This is a genomic window from Rahnella rivi (assembly GCF_019049655.1).
Taxonomy (GTDB): Bacteria; Pseudomonadota; Gammaproteobacteria; order Enterobacterales; family Enterobacteriaceae; genus Rahnella; species Rahnella rivi.
In genome coordinates this window covers 277,114-299,025 of sequence record NZ_JAFMOX010000064.1, presented here as the reverse complement: position 1 = coordinate 299,025, position 21,912 = coordinate 277,114, and the positions used below count along the sequence as shown (strand labels likewise).

The window sequence follows — 21,912 nt, the reverse complement described above, 5'->3', positions numbered from 1 at the left end:
AGCCTAAGAGCATTGCTATGAAAAATATCAATCCAACTCAGACCGCTGCCTGGCAAGCCCTGCAGCAGCATTTCGACACGATGAAAGATGTGCAGATTAGCCATCTGTTTGCTGAAGATGGTGATCGTTTCTCGAAGTTCTCTGCCACTTTTGAAGACCAGATGTTGGTCGATTTCTCTAAAAACCGCATCACTTCAGAAACTCTGGATAAGCTGCAAGCCCTGGCCAAAGAGACTGATCTTCAGGGTGCAATCAAATCGATGTTCTCTGGCGAGAAGATCAACCGCACCGAAGACCGCGCTGTTCTGCACGTTGCCCTGCGTAACCGCAGCAACACGCCGATTGTGGTCGATGGCAAAGATGTCATGCCGGAAGTGAACGCCGTGCTGGCGAAGATCAAAGGCTTCACCGAGCGCGTAATCGGTGGCGACTGGAAAGGCTATACCGGTAAAGCGATCACTGACATCGTGAACATCGGTATCGGCGGTTCTGACCTCGGCCCGTTCATGGTGACCGAAGCGCTGCGCCCTTACAAAAACCATCTGAATATGCATTTCGTCTCCAACGTTGACGGCACGCACATCGCCGAAACGCTGAAAGACCTGTCGCCGGAAACCACGCTGTTCCTGGTGGCGTCAAAAACCTTCACCACGCAAGAAACCATGACCAACGCCCACAGCGCGCGTGACTGGTTCCTGAAAACGGCGGGCGATGATAAACACGTGGCGAAACACTTCGCGGCGCTGTCTACCAACGGCAAAGCTGTGGGTGAGTTTGGTATCGACACCGACAACATGTTCGAATTCTGGGACTGGGTCGGCGGCCGTTACTCTCTGTGGTCTGCAATCGGCCTGTCTATCGCATTGTCCGTAGGTTTCGAAAACTTCGAACAACTGCTGAGCGGTGCTCACGCGATGGATAACCACTTCGCCAATACCCCTGCAGAGAAAAACCTGCCGGTTCTGCTGGCGCTGATCGGTATCTGGTACAACGATTTCTACGGCACTGAAACCGAAGCCATCCTGCCATACGATCAGTACATGCACCGTTTTGCGGCGTACTTCCAGCAAGGCAACATGGAATCTAACGGTAAATTCGTTGACCGTAACGGCAACCCGGTGGATTACCAGACAGGCCCGATCATCTGGGGTGAGCCGGGTACCAATGGTCAGCACGCGTTCTATCAGCTGATCCACCAGGGTACCAAAATCATTCCTTGTGACTTCATCGCGCCGGCTGTCAGCCACAACGCGCTGAGCGATCATCACGCGAAACTGCTGTCTAACTTCTTTGCTCAGACAGAAGCGCTGGCATTTGGTAAATCTCTGGACGTGGTTGAGAAAGAATTCGCCGACCAGGGTAAAAAACCGGAAGACGTTAAACACGTCGCGCCGTTTAAAGTGTTCGAAGGTAACCGTCCGACCAACTCCATCCTGCTGCGTGAAATCACGCCATACAGCCTGGGTGCGTTGATCGCGATGTACGAGCACAAAATCTTTACTCAGGGCGCTATCCTGAACATCTACACCTTCGACCAATGGGGCGTAGAACTGGGCAAACAGCTGGCAAACCGTATTCTGCCAGAGCTGGAAGGCGACAAAGACGTGACCGGCCATGACAGTTCAACCAATGGTCTGATCAACCGCTTCAAAAACTGGCGTGCATAAGTCTTTAGCAAAGTCGTAAATCGCTAAAGTCCGCCAAAATAAAAGGGTTAGCCGTAACAGGCTGACCCTTTTTTAATGCCGCTTTTACTGTGCGGACTCTGTGGTATTCTGCGGGTATTAATAACAAAAGTGGGATGTAGATCACATGGCAGGATCAAAACGTGCAACGATGATATCGGTCATCATGCAGCGAATTTTGAACGTTTTTTTATTAGGGCTGGCGGCGATCCTGATGATTTTTATCGGGCGCGAAACCTATCATCTGGCAATGGTACTGTTCGTGAATAACGATCAGTCATCGTCATATCTTCTGATAGAGGGGATTGTCATTTACTTCCTCTATTTCGAGTTTATCGCGCTGATTATCAAGTATTTTTCATCGGGCTATCACTTCCCGTTGCGCTATTTTATTTATATCGGCATCACGGCAATTATCCGCCTGATTATTGTTGACCACAAAAGTCCTTATGACACGCTGGTTTACGCCTGCGCGATTTTGGTTCTGGTTGTGACGCTGTTCCTGGCCAACAGTGAGCGTCTGCGCCGCGAGTAAAATGATGCGATTACTGCCTCGCATTCATGCGTTAGAATACGAGGCAGATAATTCATTGGAGGTATGAATACCTCCATTACGGAGCCGTTGATGTCTGATTCCCATTCCCCTGCACAACCCCCGATTCACTGGTTTAACGACCCGACAGATGTCCCTGCGGATGTTGCTGACTGGCTGATGGAAATGGGATCCATGACCCGTCGCTTTGAAAAACAGGGTGTTACTGTCACCGTTAAACCTCAAAATGAGTGTTTTGTGACCCGCGCAGAGCTTGGCGAAAGTGAAGCGCAGCAACTCCCGGAAAGCGCCCGTTACTGGGTTCGGGAAATTGTGCTGTTCGGTGATGCCGAGCCGTGGTTGCTCGGACGCACCGTGATCCCCGAAGAGACACTGACCGGGCCGGATTTGGCGCTGGTTGATCTCGGCACCGTGCCGCTTGGACGCTACCTGTTTAGCGGCAATAATCTGACCCGCGATTACATTCATCTCGGGCAGTTACAGAGTGAGCGGGGCGATCTGTGGGCGCGCCGCTCGCGTCTGCGCCTTTCTGATAAACCGCTGCTGCTGACGGAAATCTTCCTGCCAGATTCACCGGTTCACCGCCCAGAGGGCAAAGTGAGCGGGACATGACCCAAACTAATCAACAAGGAGAACAGAGAGTGTCCGCAAGTATGCCGCAGGGTACCTGGCGTGATTATTGCCGTCTGATGCGTATTGATAAGCCCATCGGTTCGCTGTTGCTGCTGTGGCCGACGTTGTGGGCGCTGTGGCTGGCCGGTGGCGGCATGCCTTCGGCTAAAATTCTCGTGGTGTTTGTGCTTGGGGTCTTCTTCATGCGCGCCGCCGGCTGTGTGGTGAATGATTACGCCGATCGCAAAATCGACGGCCACGTCAAACGCACTGCCAACCGCCCGCTGCCGAGCGGGACTATCAGCAGTACGCAGGCCAAAATGTTGTTTGTCGGGCTGGTGCTGGTGTCTTTCCTGCTGGTTCTGCTGCTCAACCGCATGACGATATTGTTATCTCTGGCCGGGCTGGCGCTGGCGTGGGTGTATCCGTTCATGAAGCGTGTCAGCCATTTACCGCAGTTTGTATTGGGTGCGGCTTTTGGCTGGGCGATCCCGATGGGGTACGCCGCCGTCAGTGAGACGCTACCGCTGAGCTGCTGGTTATTATTCCTTGCGAATATCTGCTGGACGGTGGCCTACGACACGCAATATGCGATGGTTGATCGCGATGATGATGTGAAAATCGGTGTGAAATCCACGGCAATTCTGTTTGGTCGTTTTGACACGCTGATTATCGGATTGCTGCAGCTGGCGACGCTGGTTCTGATGGCCGTTGTCGGGCATCTTTCACAGCTTGGCGCGCCATTCTACTGGTCGTTGCTGCTGGCCGCTGCGCTGTTTGTCCATCAGCAAAAGCTGATTGCCAAACGTGAGCGTGACGCCTGTTTTCTGGCCTTCCGCCAGAATAACTACGTGGGCCTGGTGCTGTTCCTCGGTATTCTGATGAGCCTGCAGGCGTTCACTTTCTAAGTTTTCAGCCAGCAGAGCGCGCATAAAAAAACGCCCGGACTTTTTACAGAGTCCGGGCGTTTTGTTTTCTGCCATTCATCGCGTTACTGCGGGCGATCAGTGGTCAGTGTCGCGCACATCCATCTTAGGCTCAGCCGGAGGTTCCGTTGGCTGTGGCAGCTCTGAAGGCATACCGGCGCTCTCGATAGTGAGTTTGATATCCGGCGTCATCAGGTCACTCAGCATGATGTAAATCTCACGCGTTTGTTCCTGAATCGCATCCCCGCTGTCGCTGATATAGCCTTCTGCGCGCAGAGTGCCGACCAGCGTCGAGAAGACGGCTTTATCGAAGAACTCAGGGGCATTGATGCCGTGCAGCACCGACAGGCGCTGAGCCATAATCCTGCTCTCTTTTTCCAGCGCACCACGGTTGATGCTTGGATTCGTGGTGAGCAGGGAGAAGGTGATCGCATAACGTTGCAGCGTTTCACGGACACCCGCAGCCAGCAGTTGCAGCGTGCGGATACGCGCCGGGTTCAGCGATAACTCATCATCTTCCAGATGAATAATCTGCTGACGCGCCAGCTCAAGCGTCAGCACATCCAGCACCTGCGGCAGTTCGGCTTTGTCGAAATGCATAAACAGTTCTGCTTTCAGCATCGGATAAATCAGCTCAACCTGACGCAGTAATTCCGCGCGGCTAACCTGACGATGGTGCATCACAATGCTCGAAATCAGCGACGGCAACACCAGCATATGATGGATGTTGTTGCGGTAATACGTCATCAGCACGGCCTGTTCCCGCGGCAGAACGATGATGTCGCCAATGTTATCTTTTTCGACCTGGAACTTGTTCATGTTCAGCGCGTGATCGAGCAACTGATTAGCGGTCAGATCAGGCACGGTCGAATCCGCGTTATACGGCACATTGCGCAGCAATTGCAGATAACAGTCGATCTGTTCGGTCAGTTGTTCGCGGGTCAGTGAGCGCTGACGCGATGCCAGCAGCGCGGTACAACACAGGTTCATGGCATTAGCCGCCGCTGAATTGTTGATGCGCACCATAATCTGCTCAGCCAGATCCTGCACCGTTGGCGTCAGCCAGCTCGGACGTTGCGCTTCAATAGGGTCGATCGCTTCACGCCAGGTTGGTACGTTCTGGTTCAGATAAGTGGTCAGATGCAGTGGCTCGCCGAAGTTCACATAACCCTGGCCGAGGTTGCGCAGTTTACGCAGGCCATTGAGCATCTGGGTCAGGCTCTCTTTTTCTTTCGTCGCGCCGCGCAACTCTTTGGCGTAAGTGCCCACTTCCATCACGTGCTCGTAACCGATGTAAATCGGCACCAGCGTAATCGGACGTGAACCGCCGCGCAGCATGGCCTGAATGGTCATTGCCAGCGTACCTGTTTTTGGCTCCAGCAGGCGTCCGGTGCGTGAACGGCCACCTTCCACAAAATATTCGACTGAATAACCGCGGCTGAACAGTTCGCCCAGATATTCGCGGAAAACGGTCGAATACAGTTTGTTGCCTTTAAAGGTACGGCGAATGAAGAACGCGCCCAGACGGCGGAAAATCGGGCCGGCTGGCCAGAAGTTCAGATTGATACCGGCAGCAATGTGCGGTGGCACCAGCCCCTGGTGATAAAGCACGTAAGACAACAGCAGGTAATCCATGTGGCTGCGGTGGCAGGGCACATACACGATTTCCTGTCCGTCTTGCGCTAACTGGCGAACGCGCTCGGCATTGTTGACGTTGATGCCCTTATACAGGCGGTTCCACGTCCAGCTCAGCACGCGGTCAGAAAGGCGCACGGCTTCATAAGAGAAGTTTGCGGCAATTTCTTCCATCAGTGCGATAGCGTTTTGCTGGGCTTTTTCGTGAGAAATTTTCTTGCTGCGCGCTTCGTCTTCAATCGCTTTTTCGATGGCTTTAGAGGCCAGCAGCTTATTGAACAAATCCTGACGGGCAGGAAGACGAGGACCGACGGCCGCCAGACGCAGACGGGAGAAGTGCATACGCGCCACGCGGGCCAGTTTCTGAGCGATGGTTTTATCCGTCCCGTGCTCGGTCGCCATGTAGCGCAACGAAACGGTATTAGAGAAACGGACAAAGCTGTCGCGGCCCAGCCACAATACGGCGAAGAATTTCTGGATCCCGTTCAGCACGCGCAGATGCGGCGTGTCCTGACCTTCACGGCCTGGTGCCCGGCCGAACATCACCGAGACCGGCAACATCTGAATGTCTAATTCCGGGTTATTGCGGTGCAGGTCCAGATAGTCATGGAACAGCTTTACGGATTCCTGCTTCGGCGTGTAATACGAGAACACGCGCGGGCCTTCCGCGATAAACACGTGGCTTGGCAGCAGCGTTCCATCGATATCCAGCGGGATCAGGGGATCGGGCAAATTCTGGGCGAGACACTGCGCACGCAGGGTCAGCAAATCTGCTTTGGAGTTATAAGGTAATACGTACAGGATCGGGCGCGTCGGGTCTAAGTGCAACTCGGTAACCGGATCTGTAGGTATGACTTTGCTCTTTACCAGCATCGAAAGCGGTAAATTCAATAATGTGTAATAAAGTCTACGCCAACCTGACATAAAAACGTGAAGCCTCTTGTTAGCCATTTCGCCGCAAGGATACCAGAAAGCTCAAATGAGATCTGTGGTGATGAGATACCATTAAACCGCTAAAATGCATCAAACACCCGAAGGACAACCCCTCAAGGATCAGTAACAGAATGGCGAACCAAGTCACTGGATTTACCCGAATTTATAAAGCAGCCGGTTACTCATGGAAAGGGCTGAAAGCGGCGTGGCAGAATGAAGCTGCCTTTCGTCAGGAAGCCAGCGCTGCTATCCCGTTAATTTTTCTCTCTTTCTGGTTCGATGTCAGCAGCATTGAACGCATCTTACTCATAGGCTCAGTGGTGCTGGTTTGCGTGGTCGAACTGCTCAACAGCGCCGTGGAATGTGCGATTGACCGCATCGGACCTGAGTTCCACGTTCTTTCTGGCCGTGCAAAAGATATTGGCTCGGCTGCCGTGCTGCTGACCATCATATTGGCGATTTTTGTCTGGGTCAGCATCTTTTGGCCGCGATGGTTCTGATTTGGAATCTGTCTTCCAGTAATCGTGCTTATGCACTGTTTTTATTCAATCTTAGGTTTTCATTGCCCGTTTAGCTGTATATACTCACAGCTAGACTGTATAAACAACCAGGGGGCGGAATGAAAGCTTTAACGACCAGACAACAAGAGGTCTATGACCTGATTCGCGATCATATCTCCACCACGGGTATGCCACCAACCCGCGCGGAGATTGCCGCTCGTCTTGGGTTCCGTTCCCCGAATGCTGCGGAAGAACATCTGAAAGCGCTGGCACGTAAAGGCGTGATCGAGATTGTTTCCGGCGCGTCACGCGGTATTCGTCTGCTGATGGAAGAAGAAGAAGGTTTACCGCTGATCGGCCGCGTTGCCGCCGGTGAACCTCTGCTCGCTCAGCAACATATCGAAGGGCATTATCAGGTTGATCCGGCGATGTTTAAGCCGAGCGCCGATTTCCTGCTGCGTGTCAGCGGTATGTCGATGCGTGATATCGGTATCCTCGACGGCGATTTACTGGCTGTTCATAAAACGCAGGACGTGCGTAATGGTCAGGTTGTCGTAGCCCGTATTGATGATGAAGTCACCGTGAAACGCCTGAAAAAACAGGGCAGCGTGGTGCAGTTATTGCCGGAAAACAGCGAGTTCCAGCCTATCGTGGTGGATTTACGTGAGCAGAATTTCAGTATTGAAGGGTTGGCCGTAGGCGTCATTCGCAACGGCGACTGGATTTAACCTTCGTACTTCGGGCTATCTCTGCGTTGGCTGCCTTCGCGAACCCTGGTCACATACTTGTGTATGCTCCCGGCGTTCGTTCAGTTGCCGCCTTGATGTAACTCGAATGACTGGGTCAAATTGTTGATCCAAAGGGTCATGTTTTTGATTTGCGGGTCGTGAGCCGCCTCTGACATACCGCTAAGCTTTAACGTTTCATCTCGTCGCCCCTCTCGGGGCGATGTCATTTACAGGCATATCCCGAACCTCCGGCATGAGATTCTCTATGCAACAACATTCCCTTCTGCAAAAGCTAAAACACACCTTTTTGAGCCCGACCGATAAAGCCCTCTGGATGCTCGCGCTACCGATGATTTTTTCTAATATCACCGTGCCGTTGCTGGGGTTAGTGGATACGGCAGTGATCGGTCATCTCGACAGCCCCGACTATCTTGGCGGCGTTGCAGTCGGTTCGATGATCACCACCTTCCTGTTTATGATGCTGCTCTTTCTGCGCATGAGTACCACCGGCATGACCGCTCAGGCGCTCGGTGCGCAAGACAACCTGTTGCTGGCCCGCGCATTCGTACAACCCTTTCTTCTGGCCGTGCTCGCCGGTGTGGTGATCTTGCTTTTCCGCCATCCCCTGATGGAAGGCGCTTTTCACATCGTCGGCGGTAGCCAGTCTGTGCTTGAACAGGCGCGGCTTTTTCTGGAGATCCGCTGGTACAGCGCCCCCGCGTCTCTGGCAAATCTGGTGATTTTGGGTTGGCTGCTTGGTATCCAGTACGTGCGTGGGCCGGTAATGCTGCTCATTGCCGGTAATCTGCTCAATATCGTGTTGGATCTTTGGCTGGTGATAGGGCTTGGCTGGAATGTCCGTGGTGCCGCCACGGCCACGGCCTGCTCAGAATATTTCACGCTGTTTATCGGGTTGTTTTTGGTCTGGCGCGTGATGCAGCGCCGGGGCATCAGTCCTGCGCTGTTAACCTCTGCCTGGCGCGGTGATCTGCGGCGGCTGTTAAGTCTTAACCGCGACATTATGCTGCGCTCACTGCTTCTTCAACTGTGCTTTGCCTCACTGACCATTCTGGGTGCGCGTCTGGGCAGCCATATTGTGGCGGTCAATGCCGTGTTGATGAATCTTCTGACCTTCACCGCTTTTGCGCTCGACGGTTTTGCTTACGCCATTGAAGCCCATTCAGGTGAGGCGTTTGGCGCCCGCAATCGCGAAAAATTGCTCAATGTCTGGCGTGCCGCATGCCGTCAGGCCGGGCTGGTCGCTCTGGCATTTGCACTGATATACGCGCTGACCGGTGAACAGATTATCAATGCGCTGACGTCATTACCGGAGCTGCGCCAGCTGGCCGATCGTTATCTTGGCTGGCAGATTGTTCTGCCGCTGGTGGCAGTGTGGTGTTACCTGCTCGACGGGATGTTTATCGGCGCCACGCGCGGAAGGGATATGCGTAACAGTATGGCGGTTGCTGCGCTGGGGTACGGGCTGACGCTGTTCACCTTGCCGATATTGGGTAACCACGCGCTTTGGCTGGCGCTGACGGTGTTCCTCGGATTACGAGGTATTTCACTGGGCTGGATATGGCACCGCTACTGGCAGCGCGACAGCTGGTTTTCATCGTCAGTTCACTGAATTAGCGGGCTTTTCAAACGGTGGGTAATCGCGGGTTGCCGTTATATCGTGCTTTGGAATAATCCTAATAATGGTTTTTATCCCTCCGATGGCAGGATAAATCGAAATTCTCTACTAACCTTTAAAGTGTTAAGCCCGAGCTGCAGCGGTAATCCGCAGCTCCACAACCCTAAGGTAACAGGAGATATTTTATGAATAAGGACCAAGCCGACGGTAACTGGAAGCAGTTTAAAGGCAAAGTAAAAGAAAAATGGGGCAAGCTGACCGATGATGACCTGACTGTCGTTGAAGGTAAACGTGATCAGCTGGTAGGGAAGATTCAGGAGCGTTACGGCTATCAGAAAGATCAGGCCGAAAAAGAGCTCAAAGATTGGGAATCAAGCAACAAATATCACTGGTAAAGCGCGACTCCCCCTCGCGTGTCAGTGACGTATCCTGAGATTTAGCTGCTCCTACCCGGAACGCTTCAGGATACGGGTACACGGATGTACCCAACTGCTTCACTGTACTAATTTGTGTAAAACATCCTTCATCCGAACATTTCACCCGCTAATTAACTTCCGCTATAAACTCCGCTTTAAACCCGACCCGTCAGCGTTTCTTCACCACAATTGAATGATCGTGATCGCAGTGATCGTGGCTTTCGCAGGTTTCAACGACTTTGCAGTCGCCGCACAAGCCATGCGCTTCGACCACGGAATGACGCAGTTCAAAACCCGAATCCAGTGCCAGTTTCGCTAAGCGTTCTTCGATGCCGTCAGTGGTTTTTTCTGTTACCAGCCCGCAGCGATCGCAGATAAACAGTGCAGAGGTGTGGCTCGGCTCTTCGAAATGGTGGCACAGCACATAACTGTTGGCTGACTCGACCCGATGAATAAAGCCCTGTTCCAGCAGGAAATCCAGCGCCCGGTAAACGGTGGGCGGTTTAGCCTGTGGCTCGCTGACACGCAACAGATCCAGTAAATCATAGGCGCTGATCGCACCGGGTTGTTGCGCCATCAGACGCAGTACTTCCAGCCGCTGCGGGGTAAGGCGAACATTGCGCTGCTGGCAAAGTTCTTCAGCTTGTGAAAGTAATTTTTCCGGATTATTCAGGGTCATAGCAACGTTCTCTGAGCGCAGATGGGGGTCGATAAGCCACATCATGCGGCCATCATTGATTTTATCATGCTTCGGCCAAATCGACGAATTATGCGCCGTTCAGCCCGCCATCGCGTCCAGTGCCTTTTCCACATACAGATAGCCAATGCCCATAATTTGCTGCTCCCGGCTCAGCGTGCCCGGTGCAATATGCGTCGCCTGAGTTTTGACATGATCGGTACGGTCAAAAGGATTGAGGCCGCTTTGTGCGCAGACGGTTTTCAGCCAGGCATCGCCAAAACCGCAACTGCGACCATAAAGATAAATGTGATTGATATTCAGAATGTTGAGGAAGTTATACAGGCTCAATCCCAGTGCGCGGGCGCCTTCCATCACCTGTTCGCAAATGGCGCTTTCGCCCTGATGATAGCGGTCGATCAGTTGCTGCGTTGAGGGCGTGCGGGTGAAAGAGTCCGCAGGCTCGAGCAGACGTGCTTTTTTCTTTAATGCCGACAATGACGCCAGTGTTTCGAGGCAACCATACCGCCCGCAGGCGCAGCGGTCGCCGTGAGGATCAACGATGGTGTGCCCAATCTGTCCGCTGCCAAACAGATTGCCGCGATAGATTTTGTCGTTGATTACGAAAGAGGAACCAATGCCGTAATCGACATTGATCACGCAAAAATCCTGATGATTATTAGTATGTTGCCATTTCTCCGCCAGCGCCAGCATGATGCAATCGTTATCCATCAGGATGTCGGTTTGCAGCTTTTCTTCCAGCAGATATTTAATCTCAATTTCACCGGTCCAGGGCGCCTGCGGCATCCGCTGTGACACGCCGGTGGTCGGATTGACCTGACCGTGGATCGCCAGCGCCAGCCGGATTTTCAGGCCGGGATAGTTTTTCCGGTACTGATGAAAGCAGGTTTCGATTTGCGCCAGCAGCGCATCCGGCGTTTTGACTGAAATTTCCGTCATCTGATATCCACTCAGCGGCAAAACCAGCCTGCTGACCAGAATACTTTCGATGCGGTAAGGCGTGATATTCAGGCACAGCACGGCGCTGCCGTCAGTGGCTATCTGATAACTGCCGCCACCCAGCCCGCGCGTGTGTAAATTCACCGGACTGTGGATGATCAATCCGTCACGTTGCAGATCGTCGAGGATCTTACTGACCGCCGGGATCGACAGACGGGAAAGCCTGGCCAGCGTGGATTTACTGGCATTTTTCTCACGGTACAGCAGCGTCATCAGCACCTGTTTATTGAACTGGCGCAGCCGCAGATTATTCAACCCGACCTCGGACATTTACTCAACCCCGTTTACTGAATTGCGTGACCGTAGCAAATTCCCCGCCCCGGTACGCTGCGTAGAATCCCGGAATTGATATTTCAGACTGGCGTACTGAGGGGAAATCATGAGCACAGCAGTAAAAGTCTGGCAGGAAGCGGTCGAACTCCCGACCTGGCTGACAGGAAAGCAGGACACGCACCCGATGTTTCTGGCGCACCGGGTTTATCAGGGCTCTTCTGGTGCGGTCTATCCGTACGGCGTGACGGATACGCTGACCGGTGAAAAGGTCATGAAAACCTATCAGGCGTTGTATCTTGAAAATGATTATCTAAAAATCATGCTGTTACCGGAGCTGGGTGGCCGTGTTCACCGCGCCTGGGACAAAATCAAACAGCGTGATTTTGTCTACTACAACGACGTCGTGAAACCCGCACTGGTCGGCTTACTCGGGCCGTGGATTTCAGGCGGTATCGAATTTAACTGGCCGCAGCATCACCGTCCGACCACTTTTATGCCGGTGGATTTCACCGTACAGGCGCACGATAACGGCGCTCAAACTGTTTGGATGGGCGAAGTGGAACCGATGCGCGGCCTGCAGGTCATGACCGGTTTTACCCTCTTTCCCGATAAAGCGCTGCTGGAAATCAGTGCCAAAATTTACAACGGCAACCCGACGCCACGCCATTTCCTGTGGTGGGCCAATCCGGCAGTCACCGGCGGAGACGGTCATCAGAGCGTATTTCCGCCCGATGTCACCGCCGTTTTCGACCACGGTAAACGCGATGTGTCTTCCTTCCCGATCGCCACCGGCACCTACTACAAAGTGGATTATTCGGCGGGCGTCGATATCTCGCGCTACAAAAACATTCCTGTCCCGACGTCCTACATGGCCGACAAATCTGACTATGACTTCGTCGGCGCGTATGACCACGAGCAGCAGGGCGGATTGCTGCATATCGCCGACCATCACGTGTCGCCGGGCAAAAAGCAGTGGACCTGGGGCAACTGCGATTTCGGCCGCGCGTGGGATCGCAACCTGACCGATAACAACGGGCCTTACATCGAGCTGATGACCGGCGTATTCACCGACAATCAGCCGGATTTCACCTGGCTGGATGCTTATGAGGAGAAGTGTTTCGTTCAGAACTTCCTGCCTTACAGCGACCTTGGCACGGTGCAGAATGCCTCTGAGCAGGCGGTGATCAAACTTGAACGTCACGGGCAAACACTGGCGTGGGGCGTTTACGCCGTCAGCCCGTTAATTGCCGCGCGAATTGAGATTGCTTCTGAGGATGGCACGCACATTCTGCTGGAAAAGGACATCACTTTGCAGCCGGGCGACGTGCTTCAGGGAGAACTGAGCGGGGAATTTCCGTCGCGCCTGCGGCTGCGTTTGCGCGATGATCAGGGGCATGAACTGTTGTCTTATCTGGAGCATCAGGCCAGTGAAACGCCGTTACCGTCGCCCGCCAGCGCGCCATTGCCCGCGCAGGACATCACTTCTGCCGACGAAGCCTGGTTTATCGGCCAGCATCTTGAGCAATACAACCACGCCAGCCAGGGAGCGGTGAATTACTACCGGCGCGGAGTGGAACTGGATCCACTGGATTACCGCTGCAATCTGGCGCTGGCTACGCTCAGCTACAATCAGGCGAATTTCAGTCAGGCGCTGGCGTTAGCTGATGCGGCGCTGAGCCGGGCGCACCGGCTGAATAAGAATCCGCAATGCGGTCTGGCGAGCCTCGTCCGTGCGAATGCCCTTGAGCAAACCGGTGATGTTGACGCGGCTTTTGACAGTTATTACCGCGCGGTCTGGAGCGGGAACGCCAAATCCGGGGGCTTCTTCGGCCTGGCGCGGATTGCCACCCGCCGCGGGCAGTACCCGCAGGCACTGAATTTCTGCGAGCAGGGGCTGGCGACGCAGGCCAACCATTACGGTCTGATTGGCCTGAAAGCCACCTTGCTGTGCCTTATGAATCAGGATGCCCGGACTTATATCGAAGAACATTTACAACGCTATCCGCTGCATTACCTGCTGCACTTCCTGCGCTATCACCTAACTCCGGATGCGCAATCAGCCGCGCAGTTGCGGGATGTCACCGGGCAGCGTGGTGAAAACGCCATGAATATTGCTGATCAGCTGACCGCTTGCGGGCTGGATGCGATGGCACTCGACGCGCTGAACGCCGTCAACAGTCAGGAAACACTGCCGCTGTATTTGCAGGCTTCCCTGCAAAAAGAAGGGCGCGAGGCATTGTGTCTGGCGGCGCGAAATGCTTTTCCGCAGCATGTCCGTTTCCCGCAATGGCTGGCGGAAGTGCGTATGCTTGCGGCTTTCCCTGATGACGCTTTTGCCCTGCACTTGCTGGCCTCTTTCCATTACAGCAAAGGCAATACACAAACGGCAGTGGCCTGCTGGCAGCGTTGTCTGGAGCTGGAACCTGACTTTGCGGATGCATGGCGCGGGCTGGGGATTGATGCGTGGAACCAGAAGCAGGACGCCACCGAAGCGCGCCGCTGTCTGGAAGAGGCGTGCCGGCTACAGCCACAGGATGCGCGGCTGTTATTTGAATCTGATCTGCTTAATCGTCTGACCGGCGTAGCGCCGCAAATCCGTCTGGCGCGGCTCGAGAAAGTGCTGCCCGTCGCCACGCAGCGCGACGACCTGACCGCTGAACTGCTCAGTTTATATCACCAGTGCGGCCAGCTACAGGCGGCAAGGGCGCTGCTGGCCGACCGGAAATTCCATCCATGGGAAGGCGGTGAAGGGCGCATCACCGGCCAGTATCTGCTGAACAAACAGTTGCTGGCGTTTGATTATCTAAACAGCGGGGATGTGGTTGCCGCGCAGGCGCTTTTACTGTCCGCGCTGAAATACCCGCAAAACCTCAGCGAAGGGCGGCTGGTCGGGCAAACGGATAACGATATCTGCTTCTGGCTGGGCATTTGCGCGCAAAAACTTCAGCAGCATAAACAGGCGCAGGCATGGTTTGAGCGTGCCGCCGCGGGCGACAAAGGGATTGGCGAGCGGCGTTATTACAACGATCAGCCGGTGGATTATGTGTTCTATCAGGGCATGGCGCTGCGCAAACTTAACGATGTGGTGCAAAGCCGTCAGGTCTTCTGGCAAATGCTGGAATGGGCGGAAAGCGCGGCGGAGAAGCCTGTCCACGCCGATTTCTTCGCGGTGTCATTGCCGGATTTAGTGGTGCTGACCGGCGATCGCCAGAAAGAACATCGCATTCACTGTCTTCTGGTGAAAGCGCTGGCGCTGCGCGGTCTGGAAGACGAAGCCTTTGCTGATGTGTTGCAGCAAATCTTCGCGCTGGATCCTGCCTGTGGCAAAGCGCACCTCTTCTCGCAGTTGCCGGATTGCTGAGTGAAGGAGAAGAGAAAAATGCCGCTGTATTCTCTGGAGAATCATCACCTTGCAATCACCGTGTCGCCCTCGGGCGGCACCCTCTTGCAACTGCTGGCAAAGCGGACGGAAGGCAATGTCCATCTGCTGCGCCCGTCAGTGTTGAGTGAGGAAACACCCGCCGCAGAATCGGCGTGTTTTCCGCTTCTGCCTTTTGGTAACCGACTGAAAGGCAATGCTTTTGATTTTGAAGGCCGTCATTACACACTGCCGCCCAACACCGGGGACGCGCACTATCTGCATGGCGATGGCTGGCTGGGAAACTGGCAATGCATTTTCCAGAGTGAGGACGCGCTGACGCTGGCCTTTACGCATCACAGCGAAAGTTACTGCTACCGTGCGGAGCAGCATTTTTCTTTGCAGGACAGCAGGCTGGATATGCGTCTGCGCATCACGAATCAGGGGGCAGATCCGTTGCCTTACGGGCTGGGATGGCATCCGTTTTTCCCGCTCAGCGAAACCACACTTTTACAGGCTAACGCGTGCGGTTACTGGCAGGAGGACGCGCAGTGGCTGGCGGGCAAACATCATCATGAACTGCCCGCCGGTCTGGATTTCTGCACGCCAAAGCCGCTTCCCCGCCGCTGGGTAAATAATGGTTTTTCCGGCTGGGATGGCAAGGCAGAGATTGTCTGGCCTGAATCCGGCCATCAGCTTCGGCTGACGACATCTCCGGAATGCCCGGTATTTTTCCTGTTTATCTCCGACAGCCGTTTCGACCCCGGCTATCAGCACGACTTCTTCTGCTTTGAACCCATGACCCATGCGGCAAATGACCATCATCTGCCACAGGGTGGCTCGCTGCGGGTGTTATCGCCCGGCGAATCTCTGACACAGCACATGTCGCTGCACAGCGCGACGATTAACATCCCGGAATGAGGAATGCTTATGTCTGATTCAAAAGCTTTAAATATGCCCTACGTGTGGATGATTTGTCTGGTGGCTGCCTGCGGCGGCTTACTGTTTGGCTATGACTGGGTGGTGATCGGCGGAGCCAAACCTTTCTACGAGGCGTATTTTGGCATCACCGACGCGGCAATGTCCGGCTGGGCGATGAGCTCCGCGTTGCTGGGCTGCGTGCTGGGCGCGGCGGGTTCTGGCACGCTTTCCGACCGTTACGGACGCCGCCTGCCTCTGATTATCGCCGCCGTGCTTTTCACCGCCTCGGGTGTCGGTACGGCGCTGGCTGACAGCTTTAACAGCTTTGTTTTCTGGCGGATCGTGGGCGGCGTCGGCATTGGTCTGGCCTCCGCACTGGCACCGGTTTACATCGCTGAAATCAGTCCGGCAGAAAAACGCGGGCGCTTTGTGGCGGTGAATCAGCTGACGATTGTGCTCGGTGTACTGGCCGCCCAGCTTATCAATCTGATGATTGCCGAACCGGTCGCCTCAGACGCCGTGCAGGCGGATATTTTACAAAGCTGGAACGGTCAGACCGGCTGGCGCTACATGTTTGGTGCCGAAGCTATCCCTGCCGCCATCTTCCTGGCCCTGATGTTTGTGGTGCCGGAATCCCCACGCTGGCTGGCGAAAGCTAACCGCTATACTCAGGCGGAAAAAGTGCTGCAACGTATCGGTTCAGTGGAATACGCCCGCGAGACGCTGGCGGATATCCGCCGTTCGCTGGGCTCGGAAAACCAGAAAGTGCCGTTTTCCGCGCTGTGGGAGCCACGCGTCAGGCCTGTGGTACTGATGGGCATTGTGCTGGCGGTTTTCCAGCAATGGTGCGGGATCAACGTGATATTCAACTATGCGCAGGAGATTTTTGCCTCTGCCGGATTTGATATCAACGATACCCTGAAATCCATCGTTGCTACCGGCCTCATCAACCTGATCTTTACCCTGCTGGCACTGCCGCTGGTGGATAGAATTGGCCGCCGTCGCCTGATGCAACTGGGTTCTGCGGGGCTGACGGTGATTTATATTTTGATCGGGCTGTCCTACTCGTTTGGTGTCACGGGCCTGCCGGTGTTGCTGCTGGTGCTGGTGGCGATCGCCATTTATGCCATGACGCTGGCGCCGGTGACCTGGGTACTGCTGTCTGAAATTTTCCCTAACCGGGTGCGCGGAAACGCGATGGCGGTGGGCACGCTGGCATTGTGGATCGCCTGTTTCCTGCTGACTTACACCTTCCCGCTGATGAACGCGGCGCTGGGGGCGGCGGGCAGTTTCTTCATCTACGCCGTGATCTGTCTGGCTGGCTGGATTTTCATTCAGTGCAAAGTGCCGGAAACCCGCGGGGTGACGCTCGAAGTGCTGGAACAGCGACTCAGCCGTACCGATGCCGAGCGGAAAGCCGAAAAAGCGGTGGCCTCTGAAAGCCACTAAACCCCGCAAGATGCCGAATCTTTGTTCTGTGGTATAATCAGCGATTACCTTCCCTCTGGCCGCCGCGCCGGAGGGAGTGCCGCAAACTCCTTCAGCGAATGTCAGGTCGATGTCAGAAACTCAACACGCAATGCCCCAAACTACTCCGTTTTCCGCCCAGCGTTTTTCCGTTGCGCCGATGCTCGACTGGACCGATCGTCACTGCCGCCATTTTCACCGGCTGATGACCGGCCAGACGCTGCTGTACACCGAAATGGTCACCACCGGCGCGATTATTCACGGTAAAGGGGATTATCTCGGGTTTGGCGACGCTGAGCATCCGGTGTCGTTGCAGCTTGGCGGCAGCAATCCGGCTGATCTGGCGCATTGTGCGAAACTGGCGGAAGAGCGCGGTTATGACGAGATTAACCTGAACGTTGGTTGCCCGTCGGATCGCGTACAAAACGGTATGTTTGGTGCCTGTCTGATGGGGCAGGTGTCGCTGGTCGCCGACTGCATTAAAGCCATGCGTGACGTGGTTTCTATTCCGGTCACGGTCAAAACCCGCATTGGCATTGACGATCAGGACAGCTACGAATTCCTGTGTGATTTCATCCGTCAGGTATCAGAAAACGGTGGCTGCGATACGTTCATTATCCATGCGCGCAAAGCCTGGCTTTCCGGCCTCAGCCCGAAAGAAAACCGTGAAATCCCGCCCCTGGATTACCCGCGTGTGTATCAGCTCAAGCGTGATTTCCCGCATCTGACGATGGCGGTAAACGGCGGCATCAAAACCCTTGAAGAAGCCAAAACGCACCTGCAATTTATGGATGGCGTGATGGTCGGTCGCGAGGCTTACCAGAATCCGGGCATGTTGCTGAACGTCGATCGCGAGCTGTTCGGCTCTGATGCACCGCTGAAAACCGGGCCGGACATCATCCGTGCGCTGTATCCGTATATCGACGCGGAGCTGAGTAAAGGCACCTATCTCGGCCACATTACCCGCCACATTCTTGGCTTGTTCCAGGGCGTGCCGGGTGCGCGTCAGTTCCGTCGCCATCTCAGCGAGAATGCGCATAAAGCAGGCGCGGGTATTGATGTGGTGGAACAGGCGTTGCAGATGGTGGCTCATCAGCAGCAGGAAGTCGCGGCGCAGGCCTGAAAACGGGTGAGTAAAATTACTATCTGTTAGTCAAAATCACTATCTTTCCGCAGGCCGTCCGCGCCTGCGGAATATTATCTTCCTTATATTTCAATGCATTATCTGTCAGAGCCAGTTGGCACGTTTCTTGTAATAGTGATCAGGGTTTTGACAACAGGTCTTAACACCCTTCGCTTATTAAGGAGCACCCGATGCTGGAAATTCTCTTTGTGCTTGGCTTTTTCTTTGTGCTGATGGTGACCGGCGTGTCTTTGCTGGGGATGGCTGCCGCACTGATTGTCGCGTTTGCGCTGATGATGCTCGGCGGGTTCCTGGCGATTGTTATTAAAATGTTGCCGTGGTTGGTTTTAGCCGTGGTCGCGGTCTGGATTTACCGGACATTTTTCCGTGCGGATGAGCCAAAATACCGCCGCCGTCGCTTACCCTGATAACAATTTCAAATTAGTCGTTATTGTAACCGCATGAAATCATGATGATTGCTGGCTGTGTTTTGAGCGCAAAAAAATGTAACTGTTGCATCAATAACTTTTGCTTATGTGCTAGCGATCACAAGCTGGATCAGAAAGTGCGGTCAAAAGTTATAAATCATATTTTTTAACATGGGTGACTGTTAGGATGACATTCATACGTGGTCAGCAGGCCATAAACTGAATTCATCAAGTCCGATGAGGTACACAATAGTCGCTTAAGTGACACCACCCTTCGGATTTACCTGGCAGTACCCTACGGCAGTACCCGTCTGACATCAGAGGTCGTCTGGATCAGACAGTAAGAAAGGCTTCCATATTCTGGAAGCCTTTTTTGCATTTAAGGGATCAGTAAGCTCGATCCTTGTGTCACCCGGCTCTCCAGCGTTTCATGCGCGCGTTGGGCTTCTGAAAGCGGGAATTTTTGCGCGTCGCTGACGTCCACTTTTATCGCGCCGCTGGCGATCAGTGAAAACAGCTCGCTGCTGGCTTCGGCCAGTTCTTCACGGTTGGTCACGTAGCCATTCAGGGAAGGGCGCGTGACGAACAGCGAACCTTTCTGATTGAGGATCGCCAGATCCACGCCTTTTACCGGGCCGGAGGCGTTGCCGAAACTCACCAGCAAACCGCGGCGTTTCAGGCTGTTCAGTGATTTCTCAAAGGTGTCTTTGCCAACGGAATCGTAAACCACCCCGACTTTTTCGCCGTCAGTCAGTTCTGCCACGCGGGTGGCGATATCTTCTTTCTGATAATTAATCGTTGCCCAGGCACCGGCCTGTTTCGCGCGTTCCGCTTTCTCGTCAGACCCCACGGTACCGATCAACTTCACGCCTAACGCTTTTGCCCACTGGCAGGCAATCAGCCCAACGCCACCGGCTGCGGCGTGGAACAGAATGGTTTCGCCGGCCTGCACTTCGTGGGTTTTGCGCAGTAAATAATACACCGTCAGCCCTTTCAAAAAGGACGCTGCCGCCTGTTCGAAACTGATGGCTTCCGGCAGCAGGGCGATTTTTTCCTGAGGCACGTTATGGAATTCGCTGTATGCGCCCAGCGCAGACTGCGCGTACACCACGCGATCACCCGGCTGGATGCCGGTCACGCCGCTGCCCACTTTGCTGACCACGCCAGCGGCTTCGGTGCCTAATCCGGCCGGGAAACTGGCCGGCGGATACAGGCCGCTGCGCACATAGGTATCAATATAATTAATGCCGATGGCTTTGTTTTCGACCTGCACTTCACCTGCCTGCGGGTCTTGTGGCTGATAATCAACATATTGCAGAACGTCGGGTGTACCTGTTTCAGAAAACTGGATGCGCTTTGCCATGCTTTTCCCTCGTGATGGAGTCTGATTTCAACCCTAGGCTAAATGCCGGGGACAATCCAGATTTTAGGCACAGCGGGTTAATACCCTTTTGAAATGAGACATGACAACCTATACTAACGCGCTAGTCTGGCTTTGGTTTTCTACAGGCCCGACGCTCACAAAACAGGCGCTTAGAGCAGGAAGTAACCCACAGATGGCAGCAAAAAAACCGACCTATCAACAGAACGAAACCCGCGATCGCCAGATGGAAGGCCTCAAGCTTCCGCCGCATTCGCTGGAAGCAGAGCAATCCGTTCTGGGCGGGCTGATGCTGGACAACGAACGCTGGGATAACGTCGCCGAGCGCGTGGTCAGCAATGATTTCTTCAGCAGGCCGCACCGTCTGATTTTTACCGAAATGCAGCGTTTGCTGGAAATGAGCAAACCGATCGACCTGATTACGCTGTCTGAATCTCTTGAGCAAAAAGGGGATCTGGACTCGGTCGGCGGCTTCGCCTATCTGGCAGAACTCTCAAAAAATACCCCAAGTGCGGCCAACATCGGCGCTTATGCGGATATCGTGCGCGAACGTGCCGTTGTGCGCGAAATGATTTCCGTCGCCAATGAAATTGCCGATGCCGGTTACGATCCGCAGGGCCGCAGCAGCGAAGACCTGCTGGATTTAGCCGAATCCCGCGTATTCCAGATTGCCGAAAGCCGCGCCAGTAAAGACGAAGGCCCGAAAAGCATCGACCGCATTCTGGAAAGCACCGTTTCCCGTATCGAAGAACTGTTCCAGCGCCCGCACGACGGCGTGACCGGTGTGTCTACCGGCTATGCGGATCTCGACAAGAAAACCGCCGGTCTGCAAAAATCGGATCTGATTATCGTGGCGGCGCGTCCGTCGATGGGTAAAACCACGTTTGCGATGAACCTCGCCGAAAACGCCGCGATGATGCAGGATAAACCGGTGTTAATCTTCAGTCTTGAGATGCCCGGCGACCAGATCATGATGCGTATGCTGGCGTCGCTTTCCCGCGTCGACCAGACCAAAATCCGTACCGGTCAGCTTGATGACGAAGACTGGGCGCGTATTTCCAGCACCATGGGCATTCTGCTCGAAAAACGTAACATGTATATCGATGACTCCTCCGGCCTGACGCCTACCGAAGTCCGTTCGCGTGCGCGACGTATTTTCCGTGAGCACGGCGGCCTGAGCCTGATCATGATCGACTACCTCCAGCTGATGCGCGTTCCGGCACTGTCCGATAACCGTACGCTGGAAATCGCCGAAATCTCCCGCTCGCTCAAAGCGCTGGCGAAAGAGTTGCAGGTGCCGGTGGTGGCGCTGTCGCAGCTGAACCGAAGCCTGGAGCAGCGCGCCGATAAACGCCCGGTCAACTCCGACTTGCGTGAATCCGGCTCCATCGAGCAGGACGCCGACTTGATCATGTTCATCTATCGTGACGAGGTTTATCACGATAACAGCGAAGAAAAAGGCATTGCGCAAATCATCCTCGGTAAACAACGTAACGGCCCGATCGGTACCGTCCGCCTGACCTTTAACGGCCAGTGGTCGCGCTTCGACAATTACGGTGGACCGCAATACGACGAGGATTAACCTCCCGGTTTTGAATTTATTCCTCCCCGTTCACATGGGGAGGTCAGGTGGGGTTTGGT

18 protein-coding genes are annotated in these 21,912 nt (G+C 54.4%); 14 read left to right on the top strand and 4 right to left on the bottom strand.

Features of this window, described 5'->3' with window-relative positions; genetic code table 11:
• The first annotated feature begins 17 nt into the window (after positions 1 to 17).
• From pgi to ubiA, 4 genes are all read left to right on the top strand, one after another.
• Complete coding sequence (gene pgi, locus J1779_RS19135) at positions 18 to 1,667, top strand: glucose-6-phosphate isomerase (protein WP_056776020.1); 1,650 nt, start codon at positions 18 to 20, stop codon at positions 1,665 to 1,667.
• A gap of 145 nt (positions 1,668 to 1,812) precedes the next feature.
• On the top strand, positions 1,813 to 2,220 hold the full coding sequence (gene psiE / locus J1779_RS19130) for a phosphate-starvation-inducible protein PsiE (RefSeq protein WP_056776022.1): 408 nt from the start codon (positions 1,813 to 1,815) through the stop codon (positions 2,218 to 2,220).
• A gap of 90 nt (positions 2,221 to 2,310) precedes the next feature.
• Positions 2,311 to 2,850 (top strand): chorismate lyase, encoded by a 540-nt coding sequence (ubiC, locus tag J1779_RS19125; protein WP_056776024.1) that lies wholly within the window; start codon positions 2,311 to 2,313, stop codon positions 2,848 to 2,850.
• Between the two features lie 41 nt (positions 2,851 to 2,891).
• Positions 2,892 to 3,758 carry a 4-hydroxybenzoate octaprenyltransferase gene (ubiA, locus tag J1779_RS19120; protein WP_217204532.1) on the top strand — a complete coding sequence of 289 codons (867 nt, stop codon included), beginning with the start codon at positions 2,892 to 2,894 and terminating at the stop codon, positions 3,756 to 3,758.
• Positions 3,759 to 3,854: 96 nt separating this feature from the next.
• Here ubiA and plsB read toward each other — a convergent pair whose 3' ends face one another.
• Positions 3,855 to 6,335, bottom strand: coding sequence for a glycerol-3-phosphate 1-O-acyltransferase PlsB (gene plsB / locus J1779_RS19115; RefSeq protein ID WP_056776028.1), 2,481 nt, complete (start codon positions 6,333 to 6,335; stop codon positions 3,855 to 3,857).
• A gap of 140 nt (positions 6,336 to 6,475) precedes the next feature.
• Here plsB and J1779_RS19110 point away from each other — a divergent pair, with 140 nt between their 5' ends.
• From J1779_RS19110 to J1779_RS19095, 4 genes are all read left to right on the top strand, one after another.
• Positions 6,476 to 6,844, top strand: coding sequence for a diacylglycerol kinase (locus J1779_RS19110; protein WP_056776031.1), 369 nt, complete (start codon positions 6,476 to 6,478; stop codon positions 6,842 to 6,844).
• Positions 6,845 to 6,963: 119 nt separating this feature from the next.
• Positions 6,964 to 7,572: a transcriptional repressor LexA gene (gene lexA, locus J1779_RS19105; protein WP_056776034.1), complete on the top strand. Its 609-nt coding sequence runs from the start codon at positions 6,964 to 6,966 to the stop codon at positions 7,570 to 7,572.
• Positions 7,573 to 7,837: 265 nt separating this feature from the next.
• Entirely contained in the window at positions 7,838 to 9,202 is a 1,365-nt protein-coding gene (gene dinF / locus J1779_RS19100) for an MATE family efflux transporter DinF (RefSeq protein WP_136375667.1), read from the top strand.
• Positions 9,203 to 9,393: 191 nt separating this feature from the next.
• Positions 9,394 to 9,603, top strand: coding sequence for a CsbD family protein (locus J1779_RS19095; protein WP_056776037.1), 210 nt, complete (start codon positions 9,394 to 9,396; stop codon positions 9,601 to 9,603).
• A 190-nt stretch (positions 9,604 to 9,793) separates the two neighbouring features.
• Here the strand turns inward: J1779_RS19095 and zur are convergent, their stop codons facing one another.
• A complete protein-coding gene (gene zur, locus J1779_RS19090) occupies positions 9,794 to 10,303 on the bottom strand; it encodes a zinc uptake transcriptional repressor Zur (RefSeq protein ID WP_056776039.1) in 510 nt (169 codons plus the stop codon).
• A gap of 99 nt (positions 10,304 to 10,402) precedes the next feature.
• A complete protein-coding gene (locus J1779_RS19085) occupies positions 10,403 to 11,590 on the bottom strand; it encodes an ROK family transcriptional regulator (RefSeq protein ID WP_217204516.1) in 1,188 nt (395 codons plus the stop codon).
• 109 nt (positions 11,591 to 11,699) lie between these two features.
• Here J1779_RS19085 and J1779_RS19080 point away from each other — a divergent pair, with 109 nt between their 5' ends.
• The 5 genes from J1779_RS19080 to pspG all read left to right on the top strand — a co-directional run bounded on the left by J1779_RS19080 (position 11,700) and on the right by pspG (position 18,890).
• Positions 11,700 to 14,954: a DUF5107 domain-containing protein gene (locus J1779_RS19080; RefSeq protein WP_217204515.1), complete on the top strand. Its 3,255-nt coding sequence runs from the start codon at positions 11,700 to 11,702 to the stop codon at positions 14,952 to 14,954.
• Between the two features lie 18 nt (positions 14,955 to 14,972).
• Positions 14,973 to 15,872 carry an aldose 1-epimerase gene (locus J1779_RS19075; protein ID WP_217204514.1) on the top strand — a complete coding sequence of 300 codons (900 nt, stop codon included), beginning with the start codon at positions 14,973 to 14,975 and terminating at the stop codon, positions 15,870 to 15,872.
• 9 nt (positions 15,873 to 15,881) lie between these two features.
• On the top strand, positions 15,882 to 17,321 hold the full coding sequence (locus tag J1779_RS19070) for a sugar porter family MFS transporter (RefSeq protein WP_217204513.1): 1,440 nt from the start codon (positions 15,882 to 15,884) through the stop codon (positions 17,319 to 17,321).
• Positions 17,322 to 17,451: 130 nt separating this feature from the next.
• Positions 17,452 to 18,462 (top strand): tRNA dihydrouridine(20/20a) synthase DusA, encoded by a 1,011-nt coding sequence (dusA, locus tag J1779_RS19065; protein ID WP_217204512.1) that lies wholly within the window; start codon positions 17,452 to 17,454, stop codon positions 18,460 to 18,462.
• 191 nt (positions 18,463 to 18,653) lie between these two features.
• The gene (pspG, locus tag J1779_RS19060; protein WP_217204511.1) at positions 18,654 to 18,890 is read left to right on the top strand and encodes an envelope stress response protein PspG; all 237 of its coding nucleotides are present in this window, start codon (positions 18,654 to 18,656) and stop codon (positions 18,888 to 18,890) included.
• Between the two features lie 379 nt (positions 18,891 to 19,269).
• On the opposite strand, the gene J1779_RS19055 is transcribed toward pspG, so the two are convergent.
• Entirely contained in the window at positions 19,270 to 20,253 is a 984-nt protein-coding gene (locus J1779_RS19055) for a quinone oxidoreductase (RefSeq protein WP_056776054.1), read from the bottom strand.
• A gap of 193 nt (positions 20,254 to 20,446) precedes the next feature.
• Here J1779_RS19055 and dnaB point away from each other — a divergent pair, with 193 nt between their 5' ends.
• A complete protein-coding gene (gene dnaB, locus J1779_RS19050) occupies positions 20,447 to 21,853 on the top strand; it encodes a replicative DNA helicase (protein ID WP_056776056.1) in 1,407 nt (468 codons plus the stop codon).
• The last annotated feature ends 59 nt before the right edge of the window (positions 21,854 to 21,912 follow it).